Origin of the sequence: Bradyrhizobium elkanii USDA 76, from assembly GCF_023278185.1 — a bacterium.
In the GTDB taxonomy this organism is placed as follows: Bacteria; Pseudomonadota; Alphaproteobacteria; order Rhizobiales; family Xanthobacteraceae; genus Bradyrhizobium; species Bradyrhizobium elkanii.
Genome location: NZ_CP066356.1, coordinates 1,816,664 through 1,840,090, shown reverse-complemented (window position 1 = coordinate 1,840,090; position 23,427 = coordinate 1,816,664). Strand labels below are relative to the sequence as shown.

Sequence of the window (23,427 nt, the reverse complement as noted above, 5' to 3'; positions counted from 1 at the left end):
AAACGTGGGTTTATGGTGCGCTCGGAAGGCGGTCGCATTTGTTGTGATTTCAATAGCTTGCCGATACGGGCGAAAGAATTAGGCGCATTTCAGGCCCATAAGTGCCTTTCAAGGCGGACGCCAAACCTGCCAAATCGGGCGTGCCTCCCGCCACATGTTCCGCCGCCGCTATCCGCCGGATCGAAAAGACGTCGTCCGCGACAGTGGCTCATAAGGTGGTGGCGGTTTCAATAATTGTGCTACGCAACCATCGGTGGGCGGGCATATCGTCAAAGCGCCGATGCCAGCTCATCACACTGTGCAGAACCGGAGCATCAAAGGGCAGCTCCCTGATCTCGATCGGATAAGCGCGGCGGAACTCCATCGCCAGCTTGCGTCCGAGGATGGCGACGAGGTTCGATTGCACCAGAACCGCCCCTGCGGAGAGATACGGCACGTCGGAGGCGACAAAGCGGGCGCTCTTCCGTGCCTTCAAGAACGTATCCACAAACTCCAAATTCTCCCCGCTCGAGCTGATCCCTAGATGCGGCAGTTCGGCAAGCGACGCCCCCGTCAACCTCTTACGTAGCGCGGGATGGCCGCTCCGGAGCACCGCCACAAAGCGATCCTCGACGAGCTGCTGCGAGGCGAACCGCTCGCCTTCTATGGCCCGCCCCGACAACGCAAGATCGAGCTCGCCGCGGTCCAATCGATCCGTGAGATTCAGGGTCCCGCTGGGCACGATTGACAGTCGCACAGTCGGTGCTTGTGCGCGCACCGCGGCCAGGATCGGACCCACCGCAACCACGGCTGCATAGTTGTTCACCGCAATCGTGAAGCGCCGGTCCGCGGTCGAGGGATCGAAGGTATCACCCTCGACCGCGAGCTGCAGCTCGTTGAGCGCCTTGCGAACGGGAAGCGCGAGCTGCTCGGCTCTGGGGGTCGGGCTCATTCCCGCGGGCGTGCGGACAAAGAGCTTGTCCTTCAACGCATGACGCAGCCGGTTGAGCGCGTGACTGACGGCAGGCTGGCTGATGGCGAGGCTGTCTGCGGCGCGCACAACGCTGCGCTCGCGCAGCACCGCGTCGAACACCAGCAGCAGATTGAGATCGAGGTTGCGGAGTCTCATGGGGCCCCAATGCACAGCGTGAATTGGCGGATTACGTCAATTCATTTGAATAATATTTCTGCCGCGACCAACTTCAAGTCCATGTCAATACGCTCACCACATGGGATCGCCGCGCGAACGGCACGCACCGCCACAAAGGTGATGGTCGCGGTCCTGGCCGGACCGGATGCCCCGCTCGTTGCGACGCCTGCGGAGCTGCCGCGCTGGCGCCGGCTGACGCCGCTCGCCCTGTGGTCCACCGTTACCGTCCGCGATAGCAGTCCCGACGAAATCTTGCGCTGCGTTGCCGCTGAGGTCGCGCGACAAGACGTAGAGGCTCCACAGGTGATCCTGCTTGGAGAAGGCAAGGTCGCCCGCACGGCGCTCGAGTTGGTGCTGCGGGGAACTCTCGACTGTGCCGGCTTGCTCGCGATCGCGGTCCCCTGTGCGCCGCTGCCGTTTCGCATCGTTCCCACCGCTGCCGCCATTCGGCTGGTCGTGCAACGTGAGAATTGCGCGGATGCGCCTGAATTCTTCATCACCACGCTGCAAGCCACCGACATCGACGCGCGGATCATCAGGCTCGATCCGGCCGCGGCAAAAGTGGCGCGAGCCGCGGCGAGCGCTGCCGAGACGTTCGTCCTGGAACTGGTCGCGAATGCCAGCCGCCAAAGCCGTCATCATGGAGTGTGAAGCAATGCCGTCCAGAAAGACTCTTCTCCTCGTCGGCACGGTTCTCCTGATCGGAGCCGGGGGCGGCGCGTATTTCCTGCACAGTCCCGCGCCAAGCCATGCGGCTGAGCCCGCGGCCCCACCGCTCGTTCCAGTGACAGCCGCCCATGTGCACAAGGGCGACGTGCCCATCGTGCTCGAGGGGCTCGGCACCGTGACGCCCATCAACACCGCGACCATCCGCACACAGGTCCAGGGCACGCTCGAGAGCGTGAATTTTGTCGAAGGCAAGGACGTGAAACGCGGCGATGAGCTGGCTAAAATCGATCCCCGCGTCTTCGAAGCGCAGGTCGACCAGGCCGAGGCCGCCCTCGCCCGGGATCAGGCGGGCCTGAAGAACGCGCAGGCCAACTTCGCGCGGACGCAGCCGCTGGCAGCGCGCGGATTCGCCACCCAGCAGCTGCTCGATACGCAGGATTCGCAGGTCGCGCAGGGCAAGGGCACGGTCGAACTCGACAAGGCCGCACTGGAGGCTGCCCAAACGCAGTTGAGCTACACGACGATCACCGCGCCCTTCAACGGGATCACCGGCATCCGTCACATCGATCCCGGCAATATCGTACACCCGACCGATGCGACCGGCCTTGTGATCCTCACGCAAATGCAGCCGATCTCGATCATCTTCACGCTGCCGTCGACCGACATTCCCAACGTGCAGAAAGCGATCGCATCCGGTGAGGCGTCGGTCGACGCCTATGACGCCGCCAACACGCACAAGCTCGACCATGGCAGCCTGATGCTGATCGACAACCAGGTGGATGCATCGACCGGCACAGTGCGGCTGAAGGCGTCTTTTCCCAATGAGAAGAAAAACCTCTGGCCGGGTTCGTTCGTCAACATCCATCTCACCATCGCGATCCGCCATGACGCCGTAACCGTGCCGCTGACGGCTGTTCAGCAGGGGCCAAGCGGCACCTTCGTCTACGTCGTCGATGCGAACCATGTCGTGAACGCGCGCGAAATCAAGGCCGGCCAGTCACGTGAGGACAAAGTGCTGATCGACCAGGGCCTGTCCGGAGACGAGACCGTCGTCACCGCCGGTCAGTACCGGCTGAAGCCCGGGACATCGGTCGAAGTCGTACCCGACAATCGCAAGGACGTGGTCCAGAACGCCACCACCGCAAGCGCAGGTATGCTGCCATGAGCATCTCCCAAGGCTTCATTCGCAAACCCGTCGCCACCGCCTTCCTCGCGATCGGCATCACGCTGATCGGCTTGGTTGCCTTCGTCCGGTTGCCTGTTTCGGCCCTGCCGTCGGTTGACACGCCGACGATCCAGGTCACCGCGCAGTTGCCCGGCGCCGATCCGCAGACCATGGGCTCGTCGGTTGCCACGCCGTTGGAGCGCCAGTTCGGGCAGATCGCGGGCCTGACCGCCATGACCTCGTCGAGCGGCTTCGGCAACACCGCGATCACCCTGCAATTCGCGCTGAACCGCACCACCGACGCGGCCGCGCAGGACGTCCAGGCCGCGATCAATGCGGCCGCCGGGCAATTGCCGAAAACCATGCCGTCGCCGCCGATCTTCCGGAAAGTCAACCCGGCCGACGTCCCCGTGCTCCTGATCGCACTGACCTCGGACACCGAACCGCTCACCAAGGTCGACGACTATGCCGACAGCATCCTGGCGCAAAAACTGTCGCAGGTGCCGGGCGTGTCATTGGTCACGATCGGCGGCATGCAAAAACCCTCGATCCGCGTCCAGGTCAATCCGGCAAAGCTTGCCGCGGCCGGCATCGACCTCGAGCAATTGCGCTCCACGCTCGGCAACATCACCGTCAACCAGCCGAAGGGCGTGCTCTACGGCAACGAACAGGCCTACACGCTTGCGACCAATGACCAGGTGCTCAGCGCGAAGGGCTATGAAGATCTCATCATCGCCTATCGGAACGGCGCGCCGGTGCGGCTGCGTGACATCGGCCATGCCGAAGTCGCGGCAGAGGACGTGACGCTGCACGGCTGGTACAACGACAAGCCGTCGGTGATCCTCGCCATTCAGCGGCAGCCGGGCGCCAACGTGATCAGCACGGTGGACGGCATCAAGAAGCTGCTGCCGCAGCTGGTCGCGGGCCTGCCCTCGGATGTCAAGGTCACGATAGCATCGGACCGGACGCAGACGATCCGCGCCAGTGTTGACGACGTACAGTTCACGCTGCTCTTGACCATCGCACTCGTGGTTGGCGTCATCTTCCTGTTCCTCCGGAATTTCTGGGCCACCATGATTCCCGCGATTTCGGTGCCGATCTCGCTGATCGGCACATTCGGCGTGATGTATCTCTTGAACTACAGTCTCGACAATCTGTCCTTGATGGGTCTTTCGATCGCGGTCGGCTTCGTCGTCGACGATGCCATCGTCATGATCGAGAACATCTCGCGGCATATCGAAGAGGGACTGTCGCCGCTGGAGGCCGCCTTGAAGGGCGCCGGCGAGATTGGATTCACCATCATCTCGATTTCGGTGTCACTGGTTGCGGTGTTCATTCCCCTGCTCTTGATGGGCGGTGTGATCGGACGGATGTTCCAGGAGTTTGCGGTCACCGTGTGCGTTGCGATAGCGGTCTCCGTCATCGTGTCCGTGACGTTGACACCGATGATGTGCGCCTATCTGCTTTCGGATCACGGCGCCGGCACAGGCGTGGTTTCGCGGACGCTGGAGCGTGGATTCGTCGCGATCCAGCGCGGCTACGAAGCCGTCCTGTCCGTTGCGCTGCGGTTCAAGCTCGCGACCCTGACGGTCATGCTTGCGAGCATCGTGGCTACGGGCGCGCTGTTCGCAGGCATACCGAAGGGGTTCTTTCCCCAGCAGGATACCGGCATGATCACCGGCATCACGGAAGCGTCGGCCGACGTCTCACCGACAGAGATGGCGGAGCTGCAGCGAAGCGCGATCGATGTGATCGCAAAGGACCCGTCGGTCGCCAACGCCACGGGTTATATCGGCCCGGGCGGACCTACCGTGACCGAGAATAACGGGCGCCTGTTCGTGCTATTGAAGCCGCGGAACGAGCGCCAGTTCAGTGCCGACGAGGTGATCCGGCAGCTCGATGCCAAGCTCGCCAAGCTCCAGGGGATCGCCGTGTTCATGCAGGCGACGCAGGACATTAATCTTGCCAGCCGCCTGTCCAAGACCCAGTACCAGTTCACGCTCACGGATGTGAACCAGGACGAGCTGAACAGCTGGGCCGGCAAGCTGTTCGAGGCATTAAAGAAGCGGCCGGAACTCGCCGACGTCGCCAGCGACCAGGCCAACGCCGCGCGTCAGCTCAAGCTCAAGATCGACCGCGATGCCGCCTCTCGCCTCGGCATCGATCCAGCGGCGGTGGACAACACTCTGTACGACGCCTTTGGCCAGCGCCATGTCGCCCAGCTCTTCACCACGTTGAACACCTACTACGTGATCCTCGAGGTCGATCCGTCGTTCCAGTCCGGCCCCTATGCGCTGAACCGCATTTACGTCCGCTCGTCGAACGGATCGATGGTACCGCTCAGTCAGTTCACGACCATCGAATATGGCTCGGCGGCGCTGGCGGGGAATCATCAAAACCAGTTTCCGTCGGTCACGCTTAGCTTCAATCTGGCGCCCGGCACGGCTGTGGGAACGGCAGTTGCCGCCGTACAGCAGGAGACGGCCGCGCTGCATATGCCTTCGACCATCGCGACGAGTTTCCAGGGCAACGCTCAGGCTTTCCAGTCTGCGCTCGCCTCGACGCCGGTCCTGATCCTGGCTGCGATCGTCGCGGTCTATCTGATCCTTGGCATGCTCTATGAGAGCACGATCCATCCAATCACGATCCTGTCGACGCTGCCGTCTGCGGGGCTCGGTGCGCTCATGGCGCTCTGGACTTTCGGTTTTGGGCTCGACGTCATCGGGCTGATCGGGATCATTCTCCTGATCGGCCTCGTGCAAAAGAACGGCATCATGCTGATCGATTTCGCGCTCGAGGCCGAACGTCACAGGGGGCTTTCGGCCGAACAGTCCGCGTTGGAGGCCTGCAAGGTCAGATTCCGTCCGATCCTGATGACGACCATGTGCGCGATGCTCGGAGGCGTTCCGCTGATAATCGGCACGGGGACCGGATCGGAATTGAGGCAACCGCTCGGCTTCGCGATCGTCGGCGGCCTGATCGTTTCGCAGCTATTGACGCTGTTCACTACGCCAGTGGTCTACATCTACCTCCAAAACGTCAGCGACTGGTTCGCAGGTCAACGCACGGCGGATCGCTCTCCCCTTCCCGCCACCAAGCCGGAGGTTGCGGGATGAGCGCCAAGACAAGGGATGGCACTCGGAAGGGCGCGCCGTTCGCCCGCACCAGCATCGTTCCGGAGTTCCCGGCCGCGTTTTGGATTTACTGGCTTCTCGCGGCCATGGCTGGCGAGATCGCGGGCCATGCACTCAATCATATCTACCTTCACCGCTCGGGAAGAGTGATCGTCGCGCTGACCGAGATGCACGGCCAAGTGCGCTTCGGACCACCGGTACTTTTCAGCGTGGCAAAGTGTCCCAAATCATCAAAGAGAGCCCAGTTGAGCCCAACTCTGCGGATGGCTTTGCAAACAAATTTGAGCCGATGACCTTCAGGTTATGAGCCTGACGATCCCTGGGCCCCGATATTTGCGCTGCCGAAGAGACGCAGCCGAGGGACCAGCGCCAGCGCAAGAGAGGCTCCCTTCGACAACCCAGCCGTCTCCATTGAGCCCCGACGCGTTCTGAGGCCTATATTGGGCCTGTTGAGAACAAACGCTGCGAGCGTGCCAATCAAGGCCTGAAAGAGGGGCACGGAGCCTCGGTCATCTTTGCCGATTTCAGGATTCCACAAATAGTTTAGTGATGGGCACGGAGAGCGCCCGTGCGATTCTCGCCATGACCAACAAACTGGGATTTCGGCGGCCCCGCTCAATGCCGCCGACGTAAGTTAGATCTATTTGCGCCTCGAATGCGAGCTCCTCTTGCGTCATGCGCCGCGATTGCCGCAGTCGTCGCACATTTCCTCCTACGATGCTGCACCAATCCTGCATTGCAGGATCGGGCACCATGAGGCATATAGTCTCTAGGGAATATAGTCCATATCGCCCCTTTTTTGCGATGTAGACAGCGCGCAACTATCGAGACGTTATGAAGCCTCAAGCGTCCGACCTAGAACCGTTCATTGAAGCCCCCGGTGCGACCTCGCCCCGCGCCGATGTGTACCGGTTTGGGTATCGGTTGGGCGGGGCGGTCGTTTCGGCCGTAGATCTACCGGCAGAGACTGTCGAGAAGCTCTTACTCTCGAAAACTAGGCCGTCGGTGCGCATTACGGCATGCGGCGAGATTGTCCCAGGATGTTCAATTCCGAATGTTCTTGGTGAAGTTGGCCACGTAGCGGAGACCGTCTTTTCGATTGATGATCTCATGAGAGAAACATTGAGTGCGGAAACACTGCGAATGGAAGAGGCAACCCCGGAAGACCTCGCGCTTCTATTCAGCCGGCTCGAACGCGCGATCGCCTTGGTAAGAACTGCCATAGATCGGGCATCTAGTTATTGACCCAACCCGGCCTGCAAGAAGCGTGAGGCCTTAACATCTATCGAGCAACGACAGAACACCGGCTAGACTGCGCGTGAGCTCGGCTGATACCGGTGCTGTACTTCGGACCGGATCGCGTCTTCGGTCACCAGGCGCTTGCCGCCGATGCCGACCTCTTCGACGATGCCGGCCGAGTTACGCATGAGGCGGCAGGCCTCACCGAGATCGCCGAATGCCTGCGCCGACGTAACGATCGCCTCGTCGATACCGGACGGCTTAAGTTCGGTCGCATCCAAGAAAGGAGACAGTTGGCCCGGCGTCGCAACTAACACCTTGTCGTTGCCGGGCACCAGGTCAAATGGCCCCCACAGCGTCCACCACCGGCCGCGCCAGCGGGCAGTTTCAGGTCCCGGGGCGCCGAGATCGTGAATGGCTTTTAGGATGTGGATCACGCTCTCGAACCAAACGTTCGCGAGACCGTCTATGGCGTTTGTGAGGACACTAATCGCTATATCCTGCTCCGGCAGAGCCACCGTGCGCGTCAACGTTCCCTGGAAGCCACCGGCATGGCCGACCCAGCTCCACGGTCCTGGCGGGCCGGAAATCGTGCCTAGGCCGTAGTAGCGCTCAAGTTGCGAATGGGCATCACGCCAATGGCGCCGCGTCATCTCGCGGCGGCTTGCCACCGTCAAAATGCTCGATTGGGCGCCGGGAGAAAGCTGGCCGAGAAACCGCGCGAGGTCGCCGGCGGTTGCCGTGAAGCCCGTCGCCGACGCCATATCGTTCGTCACATTGTCCCCGGGGATGACGAAGCGCCGACCGTAGGGCTGGCGCGTGGAGTGGCCGCGGGCCAATGGACAACAGACGCTCGGATCGAAGTCAGGCGTCGTCTCTGTGAGACCGACTGGGACGACGACCTGATCATAGATCCAGCGGCCATAGGGTTCACCCGTCACCTTCTCGATAACTTTGCCCAGCAACGCGAAACCGTGATTGGAGTATTTGAACGTGACGCCCGGCGCGAGGGGCTGTGGCGCGGAGAGATCGGTGCGAAACTCCGCCTCACTGAGGAAAGGCCGGCGGTCCGAGAACTGACCGCTGTCAGGCCCGTCGCGGGTCAGGCCGGCCGCATGCGAAAGCAGCTGCGAAATGGTGACGTCGGAAACGTCCAGCGTGAGATCTACCAGATACTCACCCAGCCGGTCGTCAAGGCGAATTTTATTGCGCTCGCGCAACAACATAATTCCAGCCGCCGTGAACGTCTTCGAGTGCGAGGCGACGCGGAAGCGATGACGGGGCGTGAGCGGTTCGCGGGTTGCGAGATCGGCCATGCCGCTCGCGTGTTCGAGCAGCACCTGGCCTTTGTGCGCGATCGCCAGCGAGACACCTGGTTGATCGAATAGTTCCCGCTGATAGTCAATCCAGGTGGGGATGTAATCGAGTGCAGAAGAGAGCCAGTCTGACATGGATGCTTGAAACCTATCGGAAGGGAAGTGTTCGGGCCGTTCTGCGACATATTGCAGGCTGGATCGAACGCGCGGTCAAGCGCTCGATTTAAGCTCGCGTCTTATCGTCTGTGTCGTTCGTCCCTCCTCGAGCTCGCGCATCTCCACTCCGAGAAGCCTCGATAGCTGCCATATGGTAGTGGCCGATCGAAGCGGTGCTGAGAACAGTTGGACGTGGATTGGAAACGACCGTCGTGCGGGTGGCTCAGCAGCACGAAGGTCCCTTTCGAGGATTCGCATGCGCTCGTGTCGGCGACATTCCAAGATTCTTCTGCACGACAAATGCAAACGGAGCATGCAGACGAATTTCGCACGGAGATTGAGTCACTTGAATACGCAGTAGCGACACGCGCCGCGCCAATGGCGCTAACTCTTGGATGTGCAGACAACCACTTAGCCGCGCTTAGGCGACAGTGCTTTTATCTTGCACTCTTAATCGGTCGTGTAAGCGTCCGGTGCTCGCACACCTTTCGACCATGCCTTGTCGTTCCATATTGGATTTTCTTGCAGCATGGAGAATCTCGTGGGGCGGAGACAATATGAGAACAGAGCACGCCGAACCTGGTGGTCAGTGCACATCGAGGCGTGGCGTAAGAGTGGCCTCAGCCGACGCAGTTACTGCCGTCAACACAGTCTGGATCAGGGCACTTTTGCGCGCTGGCTGAGCGTCCTCGTCGATGTGGAAGCCCTTAAGGTACAGGCCGAATTGAAGCGTGAGCAGCATCGTTTGCAGCGGCCTCTCAAGCTGTCCAGCGACGCGCGCAGCCGTGCCGTCCAGGCGTTCTGGGCGATGCATGTGGAGGCGATGACGTGGTCCGGAATGAGCGTGCGGGCGTACGCCAAGGCTCATGGACTATCGCGTTTTGCCCTGCAACGTTGGTTCAATCTGATCGAAGCCAACGAGGTGGACATCGACTGGCGAGCGCAGCTTCACCCCAGTGCCCGGGCGCAAATAAGCACTAATGCTAGCAGCGCTGCTAAGGAGTCCGTCGTCGAAAGCGGCTTGACCGAGGCCCCGGGCGTGGGTCCATCGGGCGACGGACGCAGCAACCGACGCCGCTTCAGCGACGAAGAAAAACTCGCGATCGTATGCGAATCCGAGGCTCCAGGTGCCCGCGCCGCCGAGGTCTGCCGGCGCCATGGCATCGTCACCAGCATGCTGTTCCGATGGCGAGTTCAGTTCGGATTTAGCCGACGCGCACGGGCGGAATTGGCTCGGGTCGAGGTTGCAAACGGTGCGTCGGACGGTCCTTCGCTCCTCGTTCTCCATGACTTGTTGCAGCCGCCTGACGGCATGGTCGCGGTCGAATTGGCCGATGGTCGGCGCGTCTACGCGCCCGCTGACGCCGATCCGGACGTCGTCCGTCGACACGTCGCCGAGCGGGAGACGGCTTCATGATGATCGTTCCGGCGGGCGTGAAGGTGCACCTCGCTCTGGGGTACACCGACATGAGAAAGGGCCTCGACGGGCTCGCGACCATCGTCCAGGAAACGCTGAGGAAGGATCCGTTCTCCGGTCATCTGTTTGCCTTCCGAGGCAAGCGGGCGTGCATGCTGAAGATCCTGTTCTGGGACGGCAACGGGCTTTGCCTGTTCACCAAGAAGCTCGATCAAGGCGGCTTTATCTGGCCCAGAATGAGCGATCCGGGCGGCACGGTCACGTTGTCGCCGGCGCAACTGGCGATGCTGATCGAAGGCATCGACTGGCGCGCGCCGGAACGCCGATGGCGACCTGCAATCGCGGGCTGAGAATGCAAAAGCGCCTTGAAGTATAGCGAAGTTGCTTCGTCGAATCAGGATGTCCGAGTAGAATCGGACATGCAGCTTGATCTCAACAATCTGCCGTCGGACCCAGCGCTTCTGCATCGTCTGGTGCGCGACATCGCCTCGCTCATCGAGCATCGAAACAGTGAGATCGAGCGCCTCCGTCTGATCATCAAACAGCTTCAGCGCGCGCAGTACGGGCGTCGCTCCGAGCGTCTCGACACCGACCAGTTCGCGCTCGGACTTGAAGATCTCGACACCGATCTTGCGGTTGCCGAGACCGATCCGGACCCGATCGCACCACTCGCGCCGTCTCCGGATGGACCGCCGAAACGCAAGTCGCTGCCCGATCATCTGCCGCGCGAAGAGGTCGTTCTCGGCGCCGGGAACGAGGCTTGCGCAGGCTGCGGCGGGGCCTTGCATGCCATCGGCGAGAGCGTCAGCGAGATGCTGGACTGGGTGCCGGCTCAGCTGCGTGTCGTGCGTATCCGCCGTCCGAAATTTGCTTGCCGCGCGTGTGGAACCGTCACCCAGGCCCCTGCTCCGGAGCGGCCGATCGCCGGTGGATTGGCCACGCCCGCCCTGCTCGCCCAGGTGCTGGTCAGCAAGTATTGCGACCACACGCCGCTTTATCGCCAGGCACAGATCTTTGCGCGGCACGGCGTCGAACTGGAGCGCTCGACCCTGGCTGGCTGGGTCGGCGGAGCCTGCTGGTGGATTGAGAGTTTGCACGAACGGCTGTGCAAAAACGTGTTCGCCTCCGACCATCTTTTTGCCGACGACACCCCGATCCCGGTGCTGGATCCAGGCCGAGGACGGACCAAAACCGGGCGATTATGGGTCTATGCCCGCGATCAACACGGATGGGGCGGACCGGCGCCGCCGGCAGCAGTTTACTTGTATGCGCCGGATCGAAAGGCCGAGCGTCCGGCCTCGCATCTCGAGCGCTTTAAGGGCGTTCTGCACGTCGATGGCTATGCCGGCTTCGAGCGGCTGACCAGCAATGGCGACATCATTCTTGCCGCCTGCTGGGCCCATACCAGGCGCAAGTTTTACGAAATTGCCGAGGCCGACGGCGCGCCTTTGGCGTTGGAAGCCCTGCGCCGGATCGGCGAAATCTATGCCGTCGAGGCCAGAATCCGCGGTCAATCGCCGGCGCATCGGCTAGCCGCACGGCGCTCATTATCGAGGTCGCACGTCGATAACTTCCGGCTTTGGCTGGAGGCGCAGCTGCCCTTGCTACCCGGCCGCGCCAAGCTTGCTGAGGCGATGCGTTACGCGCTCTCGCGTTGGGATGGCCTGACACGCTTCCTGCATGACGGCCGCGTTGAGCTCGATACGAACCCTGTTGAGCGCGCGATCCGCCCTGTCGCGCTCGGGCGCAAGAACCACCTTTTTGCCGGGAGCGACGGCGGTGGGACGCGCTGGGCTGTGCTCTGTTCGCTGATCGAAACCTGCAAGCTGAACGGCGTCGAACCCTACGAATACCTTCGCGACGTGCTCACGCGAATGGTCGATGGATATCCCGTCAACCGCCTCGACGAGTTGCTGCCGTGGACCTGGAAAGAAGAGAATCCTGTCAAGGGATGAGGTCTGGTGCAAGCTCCGGACGCCTACTCGGTCGTCTGTCGCGCTTCATCTCACCCATTCTGGCTTCCTCTCTCTGCTGTGACAAGACCTTCGCATCGACGCCACGCAGCTTAATTTGAGGCGAGAGTCCGGGTGCGCCGTGCACTCTTGCGCGCTCATCGGCGGCGTAGTTTCGCTGCAGCAAGGCAGCGCGGAAGCCGTCGCGGCGCATCTTTCCATCGGTTGGACGGAGCCACATCACAGGCACTCCCGCGTGGTCCAATCGCACCGTAAGGAGCTTGGCCACAAGCAAGATAACGTGCGTTCCGTCGTCGTGGATCTGCACCAGGTCTCGTCCGCCGTGGCGGAGCTCCATGGTCAAATGTCTGCGTTCAGCGTGTCAACGACCTCCCAAAAATCCACCCGCGGGCGTCATGCGTGAGCCCTCAACAGCTTGCGTTCCTTGGCGGCCGCACGCGCCTGCAGATCGGCCTGCGAGGCGTCAGGATCGCCGCAATAAAACGTGCCGTCGACCCACATCGCATGCATGATCACGGCGAGTTTGCGCGCCACTGCAACGATCGCCTTGCGGTGTGAGGCGTGTTTGGCGAGCGCCAGACCCCAGCTTTTGACCTTGTCTTTCTTCTTGTAGCGGGTCAGCAGCGCGCTCGCCGCCTCGTACAGCGCGCGGCGCACGTCGGCGTCGCCGGCCTTCCTGATGCGGCCCTGCACGTCGATCGAGGTGCCCGACTGCCAGCGCCGCGAGGTCAGGCCAAAAATAGGCGGCGACGTCGCGCGAGCGCCTGAACCGGGAAGGACCGTCAATTGCGGTCATGAAGCTCAGTGCCGCGATCGGACCGACGCCCGGAATCTGCATGAAGCGGCGGCACAGCGCGTGGCCGGCGACCAGCTTCACCGCACGGCTTGCGCAAAACCGCCCCGCCCGACCCGGTTCAGGCGGATGCCGAACGCCTTCAGCGAGTGCCGGACCGCGTTCTCGAGGTCCAAAAACTTGCGCTTCAGATTGCGCCGGTGGGTCAATAGCAGCCGCAGCCGGTAGCAGGCTTCGCTCTTGATATGAGCCTTGCGGAACCAGCCGGTGCGCATGATGTGGGCGATGCCGAGCGCGTCGGTTTTGTCGGTCTTGTTGCGCTGCGCGTTCAGCGCCGCGCGGACGTGCAACGTCTCCAGACAGACCGCCGGCAAGCCCAGTTTGAGCAACTCAGGATGCAGCCAGGGCGACAACGCCCCGGCCTCGTGGCCGAGCCGCCGCAGCCTGGCGAGATACGGTTTGAGCGCCGTTTTGATCGCGTCCGGATCGGTCACGACCGTCGTCTGCAGCGCCACCGCGCCCTTGTCGTCGACCACGCAAATCGCGCTCTCGTCCATCCCGACATCCAGTCCACAGAACCATTCCATCGCACGCCTCCCGCGTAGCTGAGGCGGAGAATTGTGGGGGATATTCGGCGCGCGGACCACGTCAGCAGCCACAAGTTCGGGCGCAGACCGATTACGGGCGGCACTACGCCCTACCCTGCTCCGTCCTCATGCCTGGTTGGCCTGGCTTTGCTCAAATCGCCAAGTCGATTTACGGCGCGCTTGATTCTCAACGCATGAATTTGAGGACTTTCGTTCAAGAAACGAAGGGCAATTCGAGCTCTAGAGGCCACAGCGGACGCGTCATTGCGACTTGTAAAACAGGCGAAATAGCACCTCCGCCAGATCGAAAATCGAAGCAGATGTGCTGCACAATTCCGTTCGCTCAGCCCAAAAAACCGCCCCAAAATCCGTCCGATCGATCGCATTTTGGCCCGCGGCGAAGCCCTCTTCTGAACGTGAGAGTACTGCCCTGCTCTTCCCAAGGTGGGGCGACGCAAAAAACGCCCCGCCTCCGAGGAGGCGGGGCCGATGATCCGTCAGGGTCAGTCGCCGTTGCGGCGCGACCAGATCAGGCTGAAGCCCTCCTCGCCTTCGACCTTGACCAACGAGGCGTAGATCGGAGCCGGGAAGCTTGGATCGTCGAGTTTGACCGAGAGATATTCGCGATCGCTGTCGCGGGCGGTCTTCTTCCAGGCGGCGCCGAACTCGGTGCTACCTGCGAAGATCCGGTAGTCGGGAGCCTTGTCGTTGTCCTTCTCGGATGCGACGAGCTTGGCCTTGATGTTGAGCGTCAGCGTCTTGATCGAGCCGGTGTAGCCGGTGTCGGAAGCGGTGAAAGTGCCGATGGTCGCCATGATGATCTCCGTCTGTTTTGCTCGGGCCGCGTCCATCGCAGCCTCGATGGCGATCCCTGGCCCGGGGAGCGATGGGCCCGCAGCCATAAGGCCCGCAGCGCCAGCGGAGGACGGCGACAAGCCTGCTTTTTTGTGCTTCGCGAGGAATGCCGCCGCTTCGCGGCAGGGGAAAAAAGCAGGCGCAGCCGTTGCGGGAAGGCGATCGAGGCCCTTGCCGTCCCCCGGGCTTGATCAGCCAATCGTGACTGCGATGGACGCGAGCCCATCACCGAACTGACGGAGATGACCATCGCAACCGCCACCTGCGCAGCACCAGAAAACGGTTGGACCGGTCGAGAACAGGCCGATGTCCGCGCATCAATCGCGGTGAAGACGCAGCCGGACCAACACGGGCAACCCAGCCGCATGTTCGCGCAAGGAACCGCCGGCATCGCTAGAATTGGCCGCCCGAATGCACTCTCGACAAGCGCGGTCAAGACGCGATCCGAGCTTCCCGGCTTCGATCTACGTCTCGTTGGTGAAGGTCGAAGGAGGCGCGGTTACGGCCAATCTGGCTGCAGCAATCGGCGCGGATCGGACGGATCGTGCCCCCGAACGGAGCGAGCCTTGCGTGGGAAATCGCCACTTTGCATCTTGGAATCGGCCGCGCACCGTCAGGTGCGCGGCCGCAATTTTGGAGCCCGCCGGGGCCGCCCATGCGGCCCCGGCGAGGGTTTCACTCAGCGGCTTGCGAATGCGGTTCGCGGTCCTGCGCCTCGCTTTGGAGACCCGCTTGCCCCTGCGGCGCGGCCGTCCGCAGCAGCGACGGCAGCCAGTCAGTTGCCGCCAACAGCTGCTCGGCGGCTTGCGCCATGTCGGCCTTCTTCATCGCCGACATGCGCTCGGCAGCCTCCTCACTGAGGCCTTCGCGGACCGCCGCCAGGATGTTCGCCTTGGTGACACGGCCAAGATAACTGCGCACCGTCGGCCGCCAATAGGAGGTCATGTCGAGTGCCACGGCCTCGGCCAGACGGCGGGCCGCCGCCAGCGCCTGCGGCCTCCGGTCAAACGGCAATTTGACCGCATTGACCGTCAGGGAGACGCAATGCGCGAACAGCGCCATGCGGCTGTCGTGGTCGAGCTCGGCCACGAATTCCCACAGTGCGGCGACGTCTTTGGGCATCTGCCGCGCCCAATTGGCATGTCGGTCCGACCAAGCTTTCCCGGCCGGCGTGTCCTCGATCCCGTCCGCATGCGCAGCCAGATCGGTCTTCACCGGCTGGATGCCGGCCACATGCGCGGCCGCGCCGACATAGAAAATCTGGGCGGCGAGTGCATGGGTAATCGCCACAATGGCGACGTCCGGCTGCTCACTCAGATTGAGCCGCAGCCCCAAGGTTCGGTGCGCGGTCAGGTCGCGAACGAGAGCATCGGACAGCTTCTGGTCCCCGTCCTCCTCGTCGCTCGCGCCCTCGTCGTCCTCGCCATCCGGAGCGGCTTCCTCGCCTTCCCGGTCCCCCTCGTCCCCCGCCTCGGCATCGCTTTCCGGGCCGGTTGCGGCCTCGGGCTTCTCGTCCTCCGGGCGGATGAAACCCCGCTCGACCCGCACGGTGCCATCGTGATTGAGGATCACAAACGCGCCGCCGCGCCCGACGTCGTCGGGATCGTAGGCCTGCCGTTTTGCTTCCAGTCGCTCGATCTCGGCCTCCAGTTCGCCGAACCGCGCGTCCACGTCGTCGGGCAGTTCCTCGGCCGTCTGATGCTGCCCGGTCAGCCGGTCGAATTCGGTCTGAACCGCCTGAAGGGCGGCCTGATCCTCGGCCGGAAGCTCAACCGGATGCGCGTAGACGCGGCGCATGCCGTGGGCATGCGGGAAGTCGAGATGGGCTTCCGTCCACCGCCATCCCTCGGCCGCCCGCAAGCTGTCTGCCTCGCGGCCGAGCCTTGCCGTCACCAAGAGATCGAGCAGCGAGACGTCTTCCAGATAACCGCCGCGATCCTCGGTGAAGAGGTCGCGCAGCACCGTGCCGCCCGCCTCCGTGTAGGCCTCGAGCCCAACAAAACGCGCGCGGCGATCCGTGGCGGCGACATGGGTTTCGGTGAGCAGGCGACGGATGGTGCTGGCATCCGGGTCGAAGGGCAGGCGCTCATAGACGGCTTCCTGCCGGGCATGATCGTCCGTGATGGCAAAGGCCATCAGCTGCTCAAGCGTCAGATCGCCCTCGCGATAGAGCTGCACCAATTTGGGCGAAACAGCGCCGAGCCGCAGGCGTTGCCGCACAACATGGGCCGTGACGCCGAAGCGGGCCGCGATCTCCTCCGCGCCAAGCCCGCTCTCGTCCGCGAGCTTCCGGAACGCCTCGAACTGGTCGGCCGGATGCATGCTTTCCCGGGTAACGTTCTCGTCCAGGCTGATTTCGTGGGGGTCGTTCGCGGTATCGACGATGCAGCGGATCGGCTCGCCCTTCTTGATCTCCTTGCGCTGCACCCGCAGCAACTGGGCCAGCCGCCTGCCCTCGCCGATGGTCACGAAATAGAACCCGGTGGCCGTTCCCTCTCCGTCAAACTCGGGCTCGACCACCAGATTTTGCAGGATGCCCTTGGCGGCGATGCTCGCCGCATAAGCCTCGATCGCCGCCTCGCTGTGCGGCGTCCTGCGCGCATTGTTCGGGGACTTCTTGAGCTTGTTGAGCGGAATGAGAACCTCCGTCCCGCTCACGGGAATGATTTCAACTGATTTGGCCAACATGATCATTCTTCCTTTTGCTTCCATGGGTGCATGGCGCACTCCGCGCCTGCGCCCCTGCCCGTCGGCGAGGCCGGGGGTAGCAAGTGCCAGGGCGCCCCGAGCGGAGGGGTATCTCCCGCCCGATGAGGGCCGCTTCGCGAGAAGCGGGTCTGCACAAGCGCGTCCCAATTCGTCCAAGGTCGGCAAATGAGCGAAGCGCGGAAGACCGGGGAGACCGCTCGGGGCGGCGCCGGCATAGCCGGCGCGCTACCCTGGCGCGCGCGCGGGGCGGAGCCCCGTAGCTCTCGACGATGAGAGCGCTGAGCAACCCGGAAGAAGTGAAATCAAGCCAAGAGTGACAAGATCAAAGAGGCAGCCGCCGACTGGGCAGTGATAGCGACGCGGGCATGCAATGCTCGCGGGCACCGAGGCGACTGCAGTCGCGAGACCGGTTAACAAGGCACCCGAACGCGGGACAGTGACAGCGACGCCGGCATGCAATGACGGCGGGGACCGCGGGCGAGTGCCTCCGGCGAGCGACACATTACATAATAGCGATATATTGCGCGCGTGATCCTCATCTGTTTGCGCGAGGGATCGCAGCCGTCACGATGACCTAGTTCGACGAAACTGGACCTCACCGCGCGCTTTTTTCTTCGAGTCATTGATTTGTTGGGAAGCGCTTCTTCTTAACCCGCGCGGGCTGCAAATTTTTCGGCTTCCGCCAACCATCACTGCGAGCGTGCAACATGTAGCGAACAGGACGCGGCCCCCTATTTGGCTCCAAACCTCGAACGACGGCGCGTTACGACCTGATCAGAGCGACTGGCGGATGTGAATCGCCATCGGCAGGACAACCCAAGCTGACTTCCGCCGCGGCCTGGCTGCGGGATTCTTTGCCGCAGCCTCCTTTGCAGGTTGCTTGCGGGCCATCGGCATGAGCATCTCCTTTTGACCGCTTGCAGCCTTGCGCGGGCTCGTGGCCGGCTTGCCACCGATGCTCTGCGCAGCACCCGCGCGCAGAGCGCGTCATCAGGCAGGAACAAGTCATCCGAGCTACCGGCAATGACAGTCGATAGGCGTCTGCCTGGAGCTTAGAGAAAAGGCTCCCGCGCTTCGCGCGGGAGCCCAAAATCCTGGGCTAGTCTCCAGGATTCCAGATCAGGAAGAAGCCGTTGTCATCGCCCAGGCCGACGGCTCGGCCAAGGTTGGCGTAGAGCTTGCGAGACCCAAGTTCAGGTGCTGCGAGTGACAGGCTGACGCAGTCCTTGCCGCTGCTTTCGCCGCGCCGGATCCAGCCGGCTCCGATCTCGACTCCCTGCGCGATGATGCGGAAATCCGGCTGAGCCTCGGTCGACTTGCCGCTGTTGGGGACGATGTCGATGTGGGCGCGGATGGACAAGGTCTTGAGCTCGCCCCTGAAGCCGCCGTTGTCCGTACGGGTGACGAATCCGATTGCAGTCATGGTCTGTCTCCTTCGTTGCCGCTGGGCCGATCCCCTGCGATGGCGAGACCGTCATGGCGGCCGGAGCGCTGCCGAACCTTTGGGGCGAAGCGCAGCGGCGCACCCGAGCTAGTGTCTTTTTTGCAGCGAAGCGGTCGCGAGGAGCCGGCTTGCCGGCGGGGAAAAAAGAAGCGTGCGAGGGTTTCGGACGGCGGGACGGCTGCCATAGGTCGTCAAGCCATAAGCAGGGAATCGTCTCATCGCGAAAGCGAAGCGCAGGCCTTGCAGGAAAGGTAACATCCCCATCCGGGGCGCTCTCGGCAGCGGAGCACCTTCGCCATGGGCGATCCACACCGGCAGACGGGAAGCTCGCCGACGCCGATCTGCACTTCAGACCAAAGACCCAGGACGTGGAAATCGGCGGACTACGCTGAGCACGTCCTGGTGAGGCAAAGACACGTCGAGCAGCAAGCGATGAGGTAACGCGAAGATGATCGGCTTGACCAAACCGTCATCGGCCATACCGAGATGGCGCATGCATCCCCGTCTGGGCGCAAGATACCGCAACCTTGCTTGGCCCGCAGTTGAAAGAGTCAAGGATCGCGCGTCTCATGGTGATCAACAAATACGTAGTCGAACCGGACCTTATGTGGATTCGCTTTGCAACGACGTCCAATCGCATGGCGGACCTCTGAAGACTTCTTCTGCAAGTGTCTAAGGAACACATCGAGAATGGCCGCTGCCACCGACACTTTATCAATAGGCGCGAGCACCGGTGCGCGCACTTCGTTAGGTCGCGCGGCGATCTAGAGGCACGATCGTGCGGGATACCTGTCAGAAATTACCCTTGCAGCCGAGTCCAGCCGAGGCGATCTTGCGGCTTGCACGCGTACTCGCTCGTCTGGCTGCAAGGGAAGATCATGAGAGAGAACAAGCCAATCGAAGAAGCAAAAAGGAGAGCGGCGATCTATGCCCGATTCTCGACAGACCTTCAGAACGAACGATCGATTGAGGATCAGCTTTCGCTCTGTCAGACCTATGCTGGTCGCGATGGATTGAGCGTCATCCGCACCTATGAAGACCGAGCCCGCTCCGGCGGCTCGTTGATGGGGCGCGACGGCTTGCGGCAGCTGCTGGACGATGCAAGAGAGAAGTCCTTTGATGTTGTTGTCGTCGAAGCACTTGATCGTCTCTCCCGCGACATGGAAGATCTCGCGGGCATCCATAAGCGGCTATCTTTTCTCGGTATCGAGATCCGGGCGGTGCACGAAGGCGTGGTCAATACTGTACTGGTCGGTCTTCGCGGCCTGGTCGGACAGCTCTATCGCGAGGATAACGCTCACAAGGTGCGTCGTGGCCAGGCTGGGCGGATCAAGCAAGGCTTGGCTGGAGGTGGCTCGACGTACGGGTACGCGGCGATCGCCGGCAGAAGCGGCGAGCGGGTCGTCGTCGAGGCCGAGGCACAAGTGATCCGGCGCATCTTTCAGGAATACGTCGACGGTCGGACGCCTCGCGAAATCGCGCACGACCTCAACAAGGAGAGAGTATCACCCCCACGTGGGCGCGCGTGGAATGCTTCAACCATCAATGGCAACCTAGAAAGGGGTGCCGGCATTCTGCAGAACGAGCTCTACGTAGGACGCCTCGTCTGGAACAAGGTCAGGATGGTGAAAGATCCCGATTCTGGAAAGCGCCTGTCACGCCCCAATCCGAAAAGTGACTGGCAGATCGCTGAAGTGCCGCATCTTGCAATCATCAGTTCGGAACTGTTCACAGCGGCTCAGAAGCGCAAAGAGGAACGTGGTCGTACCCATCCTAGTCGTCAACGTCGGCCCCGTCGGATGCTATCTGGCCTGATCCGCTGCGGTTCATGTGGCTCCGGCATGGCAACCAATGGACGGGACAAATCGGGGCGCGTCCGCATTCGCTGCTCGGCCGACACGGAGAGCGGAACGTGCCCCGACGCCAAGACCTTCTATTTGGACAGGATCGAGAGTGCAGTTCTCAGTGGCCTGAAGGCCGAGTTGCGCGCGCCGAAAGTCATTTCCGAGTACGTGCGCACATACCTCGAGGAAAGGAAACGTCTCGCATCGGCGTCAGTTGCGAAGAGACAAGGTCTTGAGCAGCAGCTCGGAAAACTGAACAGGGAGATCGACCGACTGGTTGATGCGATCGCAAAGGGACTCGGAGACCCATCCATTCTTGGCCCAAGATCGACGGCCTTGGGTGCCGAACGAAAGCGCATCTCCGAGGAGCTGCAGAATGCACCGCCGGCCGCAAAGGAAGTTGCGCTGCATCCGGCTATTCTGAAGCGGTATGAGGAACAACTCGGCCGTCTTGAGGAAGCGCTAGCGAAGGGTATCAGCGCGGGCGACGGAGAGGCCGCCGAAGCTATCAGGGACCTCGTCGAGACCGTCACCGTTTTCCGCGATCCAGAGCGGCCGGGCGGCGTAACAGTGGAGATCGCAGGCCGGCTAAACGCCCTGCTGGGCGAAAAGGCCTATCCGAACCGCGTCAAAGGAGTGTGGGGAAAGATGGTAGCGGGGGAGGGACGCGCTACCAGGTCTAAAATCGAAGCGAAATCCTGAGCTTTTCCAGCACGTTGGCCGGAATGTGGTAGCGGATTTGATGGTGTTACATCCCACGGGGATGTCTCACCCGGCCCGCCCCCCGGAAAGGCCTGCGCGTGGCTCGTCCTTCCTACCTCGCCCGGCGCGGCGATGGACGCTATTTCCTGCAGATTCGGCTGGGGAAACAGGCCGCTCAGCTCTTTGGGCTCCCCCTCCTTCGTGTCAGCCTCAGGACCGGGAATTTTGATGAGGCTAGGCGGCGGCTGATGGACAATCTCGGATGGGTGCAGGAACTGATCGCGGCTCCCGACCTGGAGGCGTTGGGGACCATCCTCGACGCGCGGCTGCACGCCTATGTCGAGCATGGCGTGCCGGCGAACGAGCGGCTGCTGGCCGAGCGCTGCGCGTTCGAACATGAGGTCAGGCGCTATCTCGGCCGGGCGCAGGACCGCGGCTATGCCTACCCGCAGCGTTTCCCTCGGATGCCGAGCACCTGGGTCGACTTCGTCAACCAGAACAAGGCGGCCGAAAGCGAGATCGCCCGCCTAAACGTTCGGCGTGCCTATGAAAACGGCCGGCATGACGCGGCCGAGGCGGTCAAGGAAGGCTGGACGGCGCCCGCCGCCCCGGCGGTCGCACAACCGTTCGATCCCATCGCGATGATCGATCGCCTCGTGCAGGACGCAGTCGCCCAAAGGCTTCCGTTGCTTCCGGCGCAGAAGGTGGGCTCGATCTCGCCGGTCTCCGAGCCCGCGGTATGTGCCCCCACCGGGGAGGCCGCCGAAGACAATTCCTGCCGGATGTCCGACGTGCTCGCGGAATTTCTCAAACCGCTGGACCGCAAGCGGAAACACACCGCGAAGGGCCGCGGAGAAGCTGAACCCGTCATCCAGTTCGCCATCGATTTCCTGGACAACCCGCGGATGGATGAACTGACCGATGCCAAATGGAAGCAACTCGACGAGGCGCTGCCGGATATCCCCAATCGCGATAACATTCCACGCCGGTTCGCGAAGACGCTTTTCCAGCGCTACAAATATGCGGAAGAGACGAAGTGGTCGCAGCTCGAGCGCGTGACGACCACCACCATCAAGAGCCGGTACTGGGCCGGGCTCTATAAGTTCGTCGACTTCGCCATCGCGGAAAAGCATTACTGCGGACCGCGTCCCAAGTTCGTGTGCATCGATCCCGAAAATTTGGCGCCGCTGCCGCGCGATGCCTTCGACGATGACGAGCTGCTGACGCTGTTGCGCCTGCCGCTCTTCACCGGCTGCAAGAATCGCGTGCACGTCTGGCAGCCCGGCCGGTACTTCGTGCAATCGCACATCTACTGGGGTTTCTTGATCTGCATCCTCACCGGCATGAGGCCCGGCGAGGTCGGCCAGCTCAAATGCGCCGATATCCGAACCGATGGCGAGTTCTACTATTTCGACTTGCGCCCGTTCGATGCTCGCCATGGCCGCGTCGCGGTGAAGGATCTGCGCAATCTGAAGACGAACGCTGCCGGGCGGGTCATTCCGATCCATCCGCTTCTCATCGAGTTGGGGCTGCTGGATCGAATGCAGGATCTGATGGACAAGCAAGAGGAACGGCTCTTCCCGGAATGGGACGCCTATACTCGCAAAGACGGTACGATCCGCTGGTCGCAGCCGCTGAGCAAGGCATGGCAGTACGTGAAGACGAAACTGAAACTCGATCGCGCGGACCTTACCCTCTATTCGACGCGGCACCTCATGGCCGATTGGCTCGACAATGATGCGATCGCACAACGCACGCGCGACCGCATTCTCGGACATGCCAGCGACGTTCGAGGGCGGTATGGCCGCAAAGGCATTCTTGATCCGCAGATCGCGGCGAAGATCGAAGCCCTAGAACCGCAGGTGATCAAGCAGATGAGGGAGATCTTGCTCGCCGCCAAAAACCGAGCCGATGCCGGCGAGCTCACAATGCTGAAGACGTACTGAGTCAGAGTTCGTTGGACTGTTCTGAATGGCGCGCCACTCAGAACAAAACTGCGAACTCGAATGTAATTGAAATTACAGCCATACATTGCTCGACCTGCCGCTTAAGGGTTGAGCCTATCTTCAATAGGACAAGCGCGCCGGCTGGAAGGACATTGGGCCAAGAGAAAGCGAGTGGCCTCAAGTGCCGTCATGCAGCCGAGACCGGCGTGACAGCTTGCCGATAGACGCCGTCCCCCACGTCGCCAGCCGCAAAGAGGCCCGGCTTGAGCGTCGCAAATCGGTGAGGGCTACGCTCGCCTGCGCTGATCGTCGGAGGAACGAGAATACGTTTTACTCCTTCAAACAGGAT

15 protein-coding genes and 1 pseudogene are annotated in these 23,427 nt (G+C 62.2%); 9 read left to right on the top strand and 7 right to left on the bottom strand.

Going from position 1 to position 23,427, the window contains the following annotated elements; translation table 11 throughout:
* Window positions 1-208 precede the first annotated feature (208 nt).
* Entirely contained in the window at window positions 209-1,108 is a 900-nt protein-coding gene (locus JEY66_RS08885) for a LysR family transcriptional regulator (protein WP_016847540.1), read from the bottom strand.
* A 9-nt stretch (window positions 1,109-1,117) separates the two neighbouring features.
* Here JEY66_RS08885 and JEY66_RS08880 point away from each other — a divergent pair, with 9 nt between their 5' ends.
* The 4 genes from JEY66_RS08880 to JEY66_RS08865 are packed head-to-tail and all read left to right on the top strand — an operon-like array spanning window position 1,118 to window position 6,390.
* Complete coding sequence (locus JEY66_RS08880) at window positions 1,118-1,780, top strand: hypothetical protein (RefSeq protein ID WP_240536849.1); 663 nt, start codon at window positions 1,118-1,120, stop codon at window positions 1,778-1,780.
* 4 nt (window positions 1,781-1,784) lie between these two features.
* Window positions 1,785-2,963: an efflux RND transporter periplasmic adaptor subunit gene (locus JEY66_RS08875; RefSeq protein ID WP_038378782.1), complete on the top strand. Its 1,179-nt coding sequence runs from the start codon at window positions 1,785-1,787 to the stop codon at window positions 2,961-2,963.
* Entirely contained in the window at window positions 2,960-6,079 is a 3,120-nt protein-coding gene (locus JEY66_RS08870; RefSeq protein WP_016847543.1) for an efflux RND transporter permease subunit, read from the top strand. Before JEY66_RS08875 ends, JEY66_RS08870 begins: the two co-directional genes overlap by 4 nt.
* A complete protein-coding gene (locus JEY66_RS08865; protein WP_016847544.1) occupies window positions 6,076-6,390 on the top strand; it encodes a hypothetical protein in 315 nt (104 codons plus the stop codon). Before JEY66_RS08870 ends, JEY66_RS08865 begins: the two co-directional genes overlap by 4 nt.
* Before the next feature lie 231 nt (window positions 6,391-6,621).
* Here the strand turns inward: JEY66_RS08865 and JEY66_RS08860 are convergent, their stop codons facing one another.
* Window positions 6,622-6,834 (bottom strand): helix-turn-helix domain-containing protein, encoded by a 213-nt coding sequence (locus tag JEY66_RS08860; protein WP_026193317.1) that lies wholly within the window; start codon window positions 6,832-6,834, stop codon window positions 6,622-6,624.
* A gap of 570 nt (window positions 6,835-7,404) precedes the next feature.
* Window positions 7,405-8,787, bottom strand: a complete 1,383-nt coding sequence (locus JEY66_RS08855) for a serine hydrolase domain-containing protein (RefSeq protein ID WP_016847546.1) — start codon at window positions 8,785-8,787, stop codon at window positions 7,405-7,407.
* 550 nt (window positions 8,788-9,337) lie between these two features.
* Between JEY66_RS08855 and tnpA the strand changes: the two genes are divergently transcribed.
* The 3 genes from tnpA to tnpC all read left to right on the top strand — a co-directional run bounded on the left by tnpA (window position 9,338) and on the right by tnpC (window position 12,180).
* The gene (gene tnpA, locus JEY66_RS08850; protein ID WP_018273519.1) at window positions 9,338-10,225 is read left to right on the top strand and encodes an IS66 family insertion sequence element accessory protein TnpA; all 888 of its coding nucleotides are present in this window, start codon (window positions 9,338-9,340) and stop codon (window positions 10,223-10,225) included.
* Entirely contained in the window at window positions 10,222-10,575 is a 354-nt protein-coding gene (gene tnpB / locus JEY66_RS08845) for an IS66 family insertion sequence element accessory protein TnpB (RefSeq protein WP_026193319.1), read from the top strand. The genes tnpA and tnpB overlap by 4 nt, the downstream gene beginning before the upstream one ends.
* Window positions 10,576-10,644: 69 nt before the next feature.
* On the top strand, window positions 10,645-12,180 hold the full coding sequence (tnpC, locus tag JEY66_RS08840; RefSeq protein WP_018273521.1) for an IS66 family transposase: 1,536 nt from the start codon (window positions 10,645-10,647) through the stop codon (window positions 12,178-12,180).
* Between the two features lie 411 nt (window positions 12,181-12,591).
* Here tnpC and JEY66_RS08835 read toward each other — a convergent pair.
* The 4 genes and pseudogenes from JEY66_RS08835 to JEY66_RS08820 form a co-directional block, all read right to left on the bottom strand.
* Window positions 12,592-13,578: pseudogene (locus tag JEY66_RS08835) on the bottom strand (IS110 family transposase).
* Window positions 13,579-14,081: 503 nt separating this feature from the next.
* Entirely contained in the window at window positions 14,082-14,393 is a 312-nt protein-coding gene (locus tag JEY66_RS08830; protein ID WP_026193320.1) for a DUF736 domain-containing protein, read from the bottom strand.
* A gap of 715 nt (window positions 14,394-15,108) precedes the next feature.
* The gene (locus tag JEY66_RS08825; protein WP_051110211.1) at window positions 15,109-17,121 is read right to left on the bottom strand and encodes a ParB/RepB/Spo0J family partition protein; all 2,013 of its coding nucleotides are present in this window, start codon (window positions 17,119-17,121) and stop codon (window positions 15,109-15,111) included.
* A gap of 1,120 nt (window positions 17,122-18,241) precedes the next feature.
* Window positions 18,242-18,565: a DUF736 domain-containing protein gene (locus JEY66_RS08820; RefSeq protein ID WP_018273524.1), complete on the bottom strand. Its 324-nt coding sequence runs from the start codon at window positions 18,563-18,565 to the stop codon at window positions 18,242-18,244.
* A gap of 899 nt (window positions 18,566-19,464) precedes the next feature.
* Here JEY66_RS08820 and JEY66_RS08815 point away from each other — a divergent pair.
* On the top strand, window positions 19,465-21,132 hold the full coding sequence (locus JEY66_RS08815) for a recombinase family protein (protein WP_051110213.1): 1,668 nt from the start codon (window positions 19,465-19,467) through the stop codon (window positions 21,130-21,132).
* Between the two features lie 98 nt (window positions 21,133-21,230).
* Complete coding sequence (locus tag JEY66_RS08810) at window positions 21,231-23,078, top strand: site-specific integrase (RefSeq protein WP_240536847.1); 1,848 nt, start codon at window positions 21,231-21,233, stop codon at window positions 23,076-23,078.
* Window positions 23,079-23,427: the final 349 nt, after the last annotated feature.

Bases quoted from the DNA above. Each gene is read 5' to 3' on its own strand.
- JEY66_RS08860 (WP_026193317.1), bottom strand. From the start codon at position 6,834: ATGCAGGATTGGTGCAGCATCGTAGGAGGAAATGTGCGACGACTGCGG.
- JEY66_RS08820 (WP_018273524.1), bottom strand. From the start codon at position 18,565: ATGACTGCAATCGGATTCGTCACCCGTACGGACAACGGCGGCTTCAGG.
- JEY66_RS08830 (WP_026193320.1), bottom strand. From the start codon at position 14,393: ATGGCGACCATCGGCACTTTCACCGCTTCCGACACCGGCTACACCGGC.
- JEY66_RS08865 (WP_016847544.1), top strand. From the start codon at position 6,076: ATGAGCGCCAAGACAAGGGATGGCACTCGGAAGGGCGCGCCGTTCGCC.
- tnpB (WP_026193319.1), top strand. From the start codon at position 10,222: ATGATGATCGTTCCGGCGGGCGTGAAGGTGCACCTCGCTCTGGGGTAC.
- JEY66_RS08880 (WP_240536849.1), top strand. From the start codon at position 1,118: ATGCACAGCGTGAATTGGCGGATTACGTCAATTCATTTGAATAATATT.
- JEY66_RS08855 (WP_016847546.1), bottom strand. From the start codon at position 8,787: ATGTCAGACTGGCTCTCTTCTGCACTCGATTACATCCCCACCTGGATT.
- tnpC (WP_018273521.1), top strand. From the start codon at position 10,645: ATGCAGCTTGATCTCAACAATCTGCCGTCGGACCCAGCGCTTCTGCAT.
- JEY66_RS08875 (WP_038378782.1), top strand. From the start codon at position 1,785: ATGCCGTCCAGAAAGACTCTTCTCCTCGTCGGCACGGTTCTCCTGATC.
- JEY66_RS08825 (WP_051110211.1), bottom strand. From the start codon at position 17,121: ATGTTGGCCAAATCAGTTGAAATCATTCCCGTGAGCGGGACGGAGGTT.
- tnpA (WP_018273519.1), top strand. From the start codon at position 9,338: ATGGAGAATCTCGTGGGGCGGAGACAATATGAGAACAGAGCACGCCGA.
- JEY66_RS08815 (WP_051110213.1), top strand. From the start codon at position 19,465: ATGAGAGAGAACAAGCCAATCGAAGAAGCAAAAAGGAGAGCGGCGATC.
- JEY66_RS08885 (WP_016847540.1), bottom strand. From the start codon at position 1,108: ATGAGACTCCGCAACCTCGATCTCAATCTGCTGCTGGTGTTCGACGCG.
- JEY66_RS08870 (WP_016847543.1), top strand. From the start codon at position 2,960: ATGAGCATCTCCCAAGGCTTCATTCGCAAACCCGTCGCCACCGCCTTC.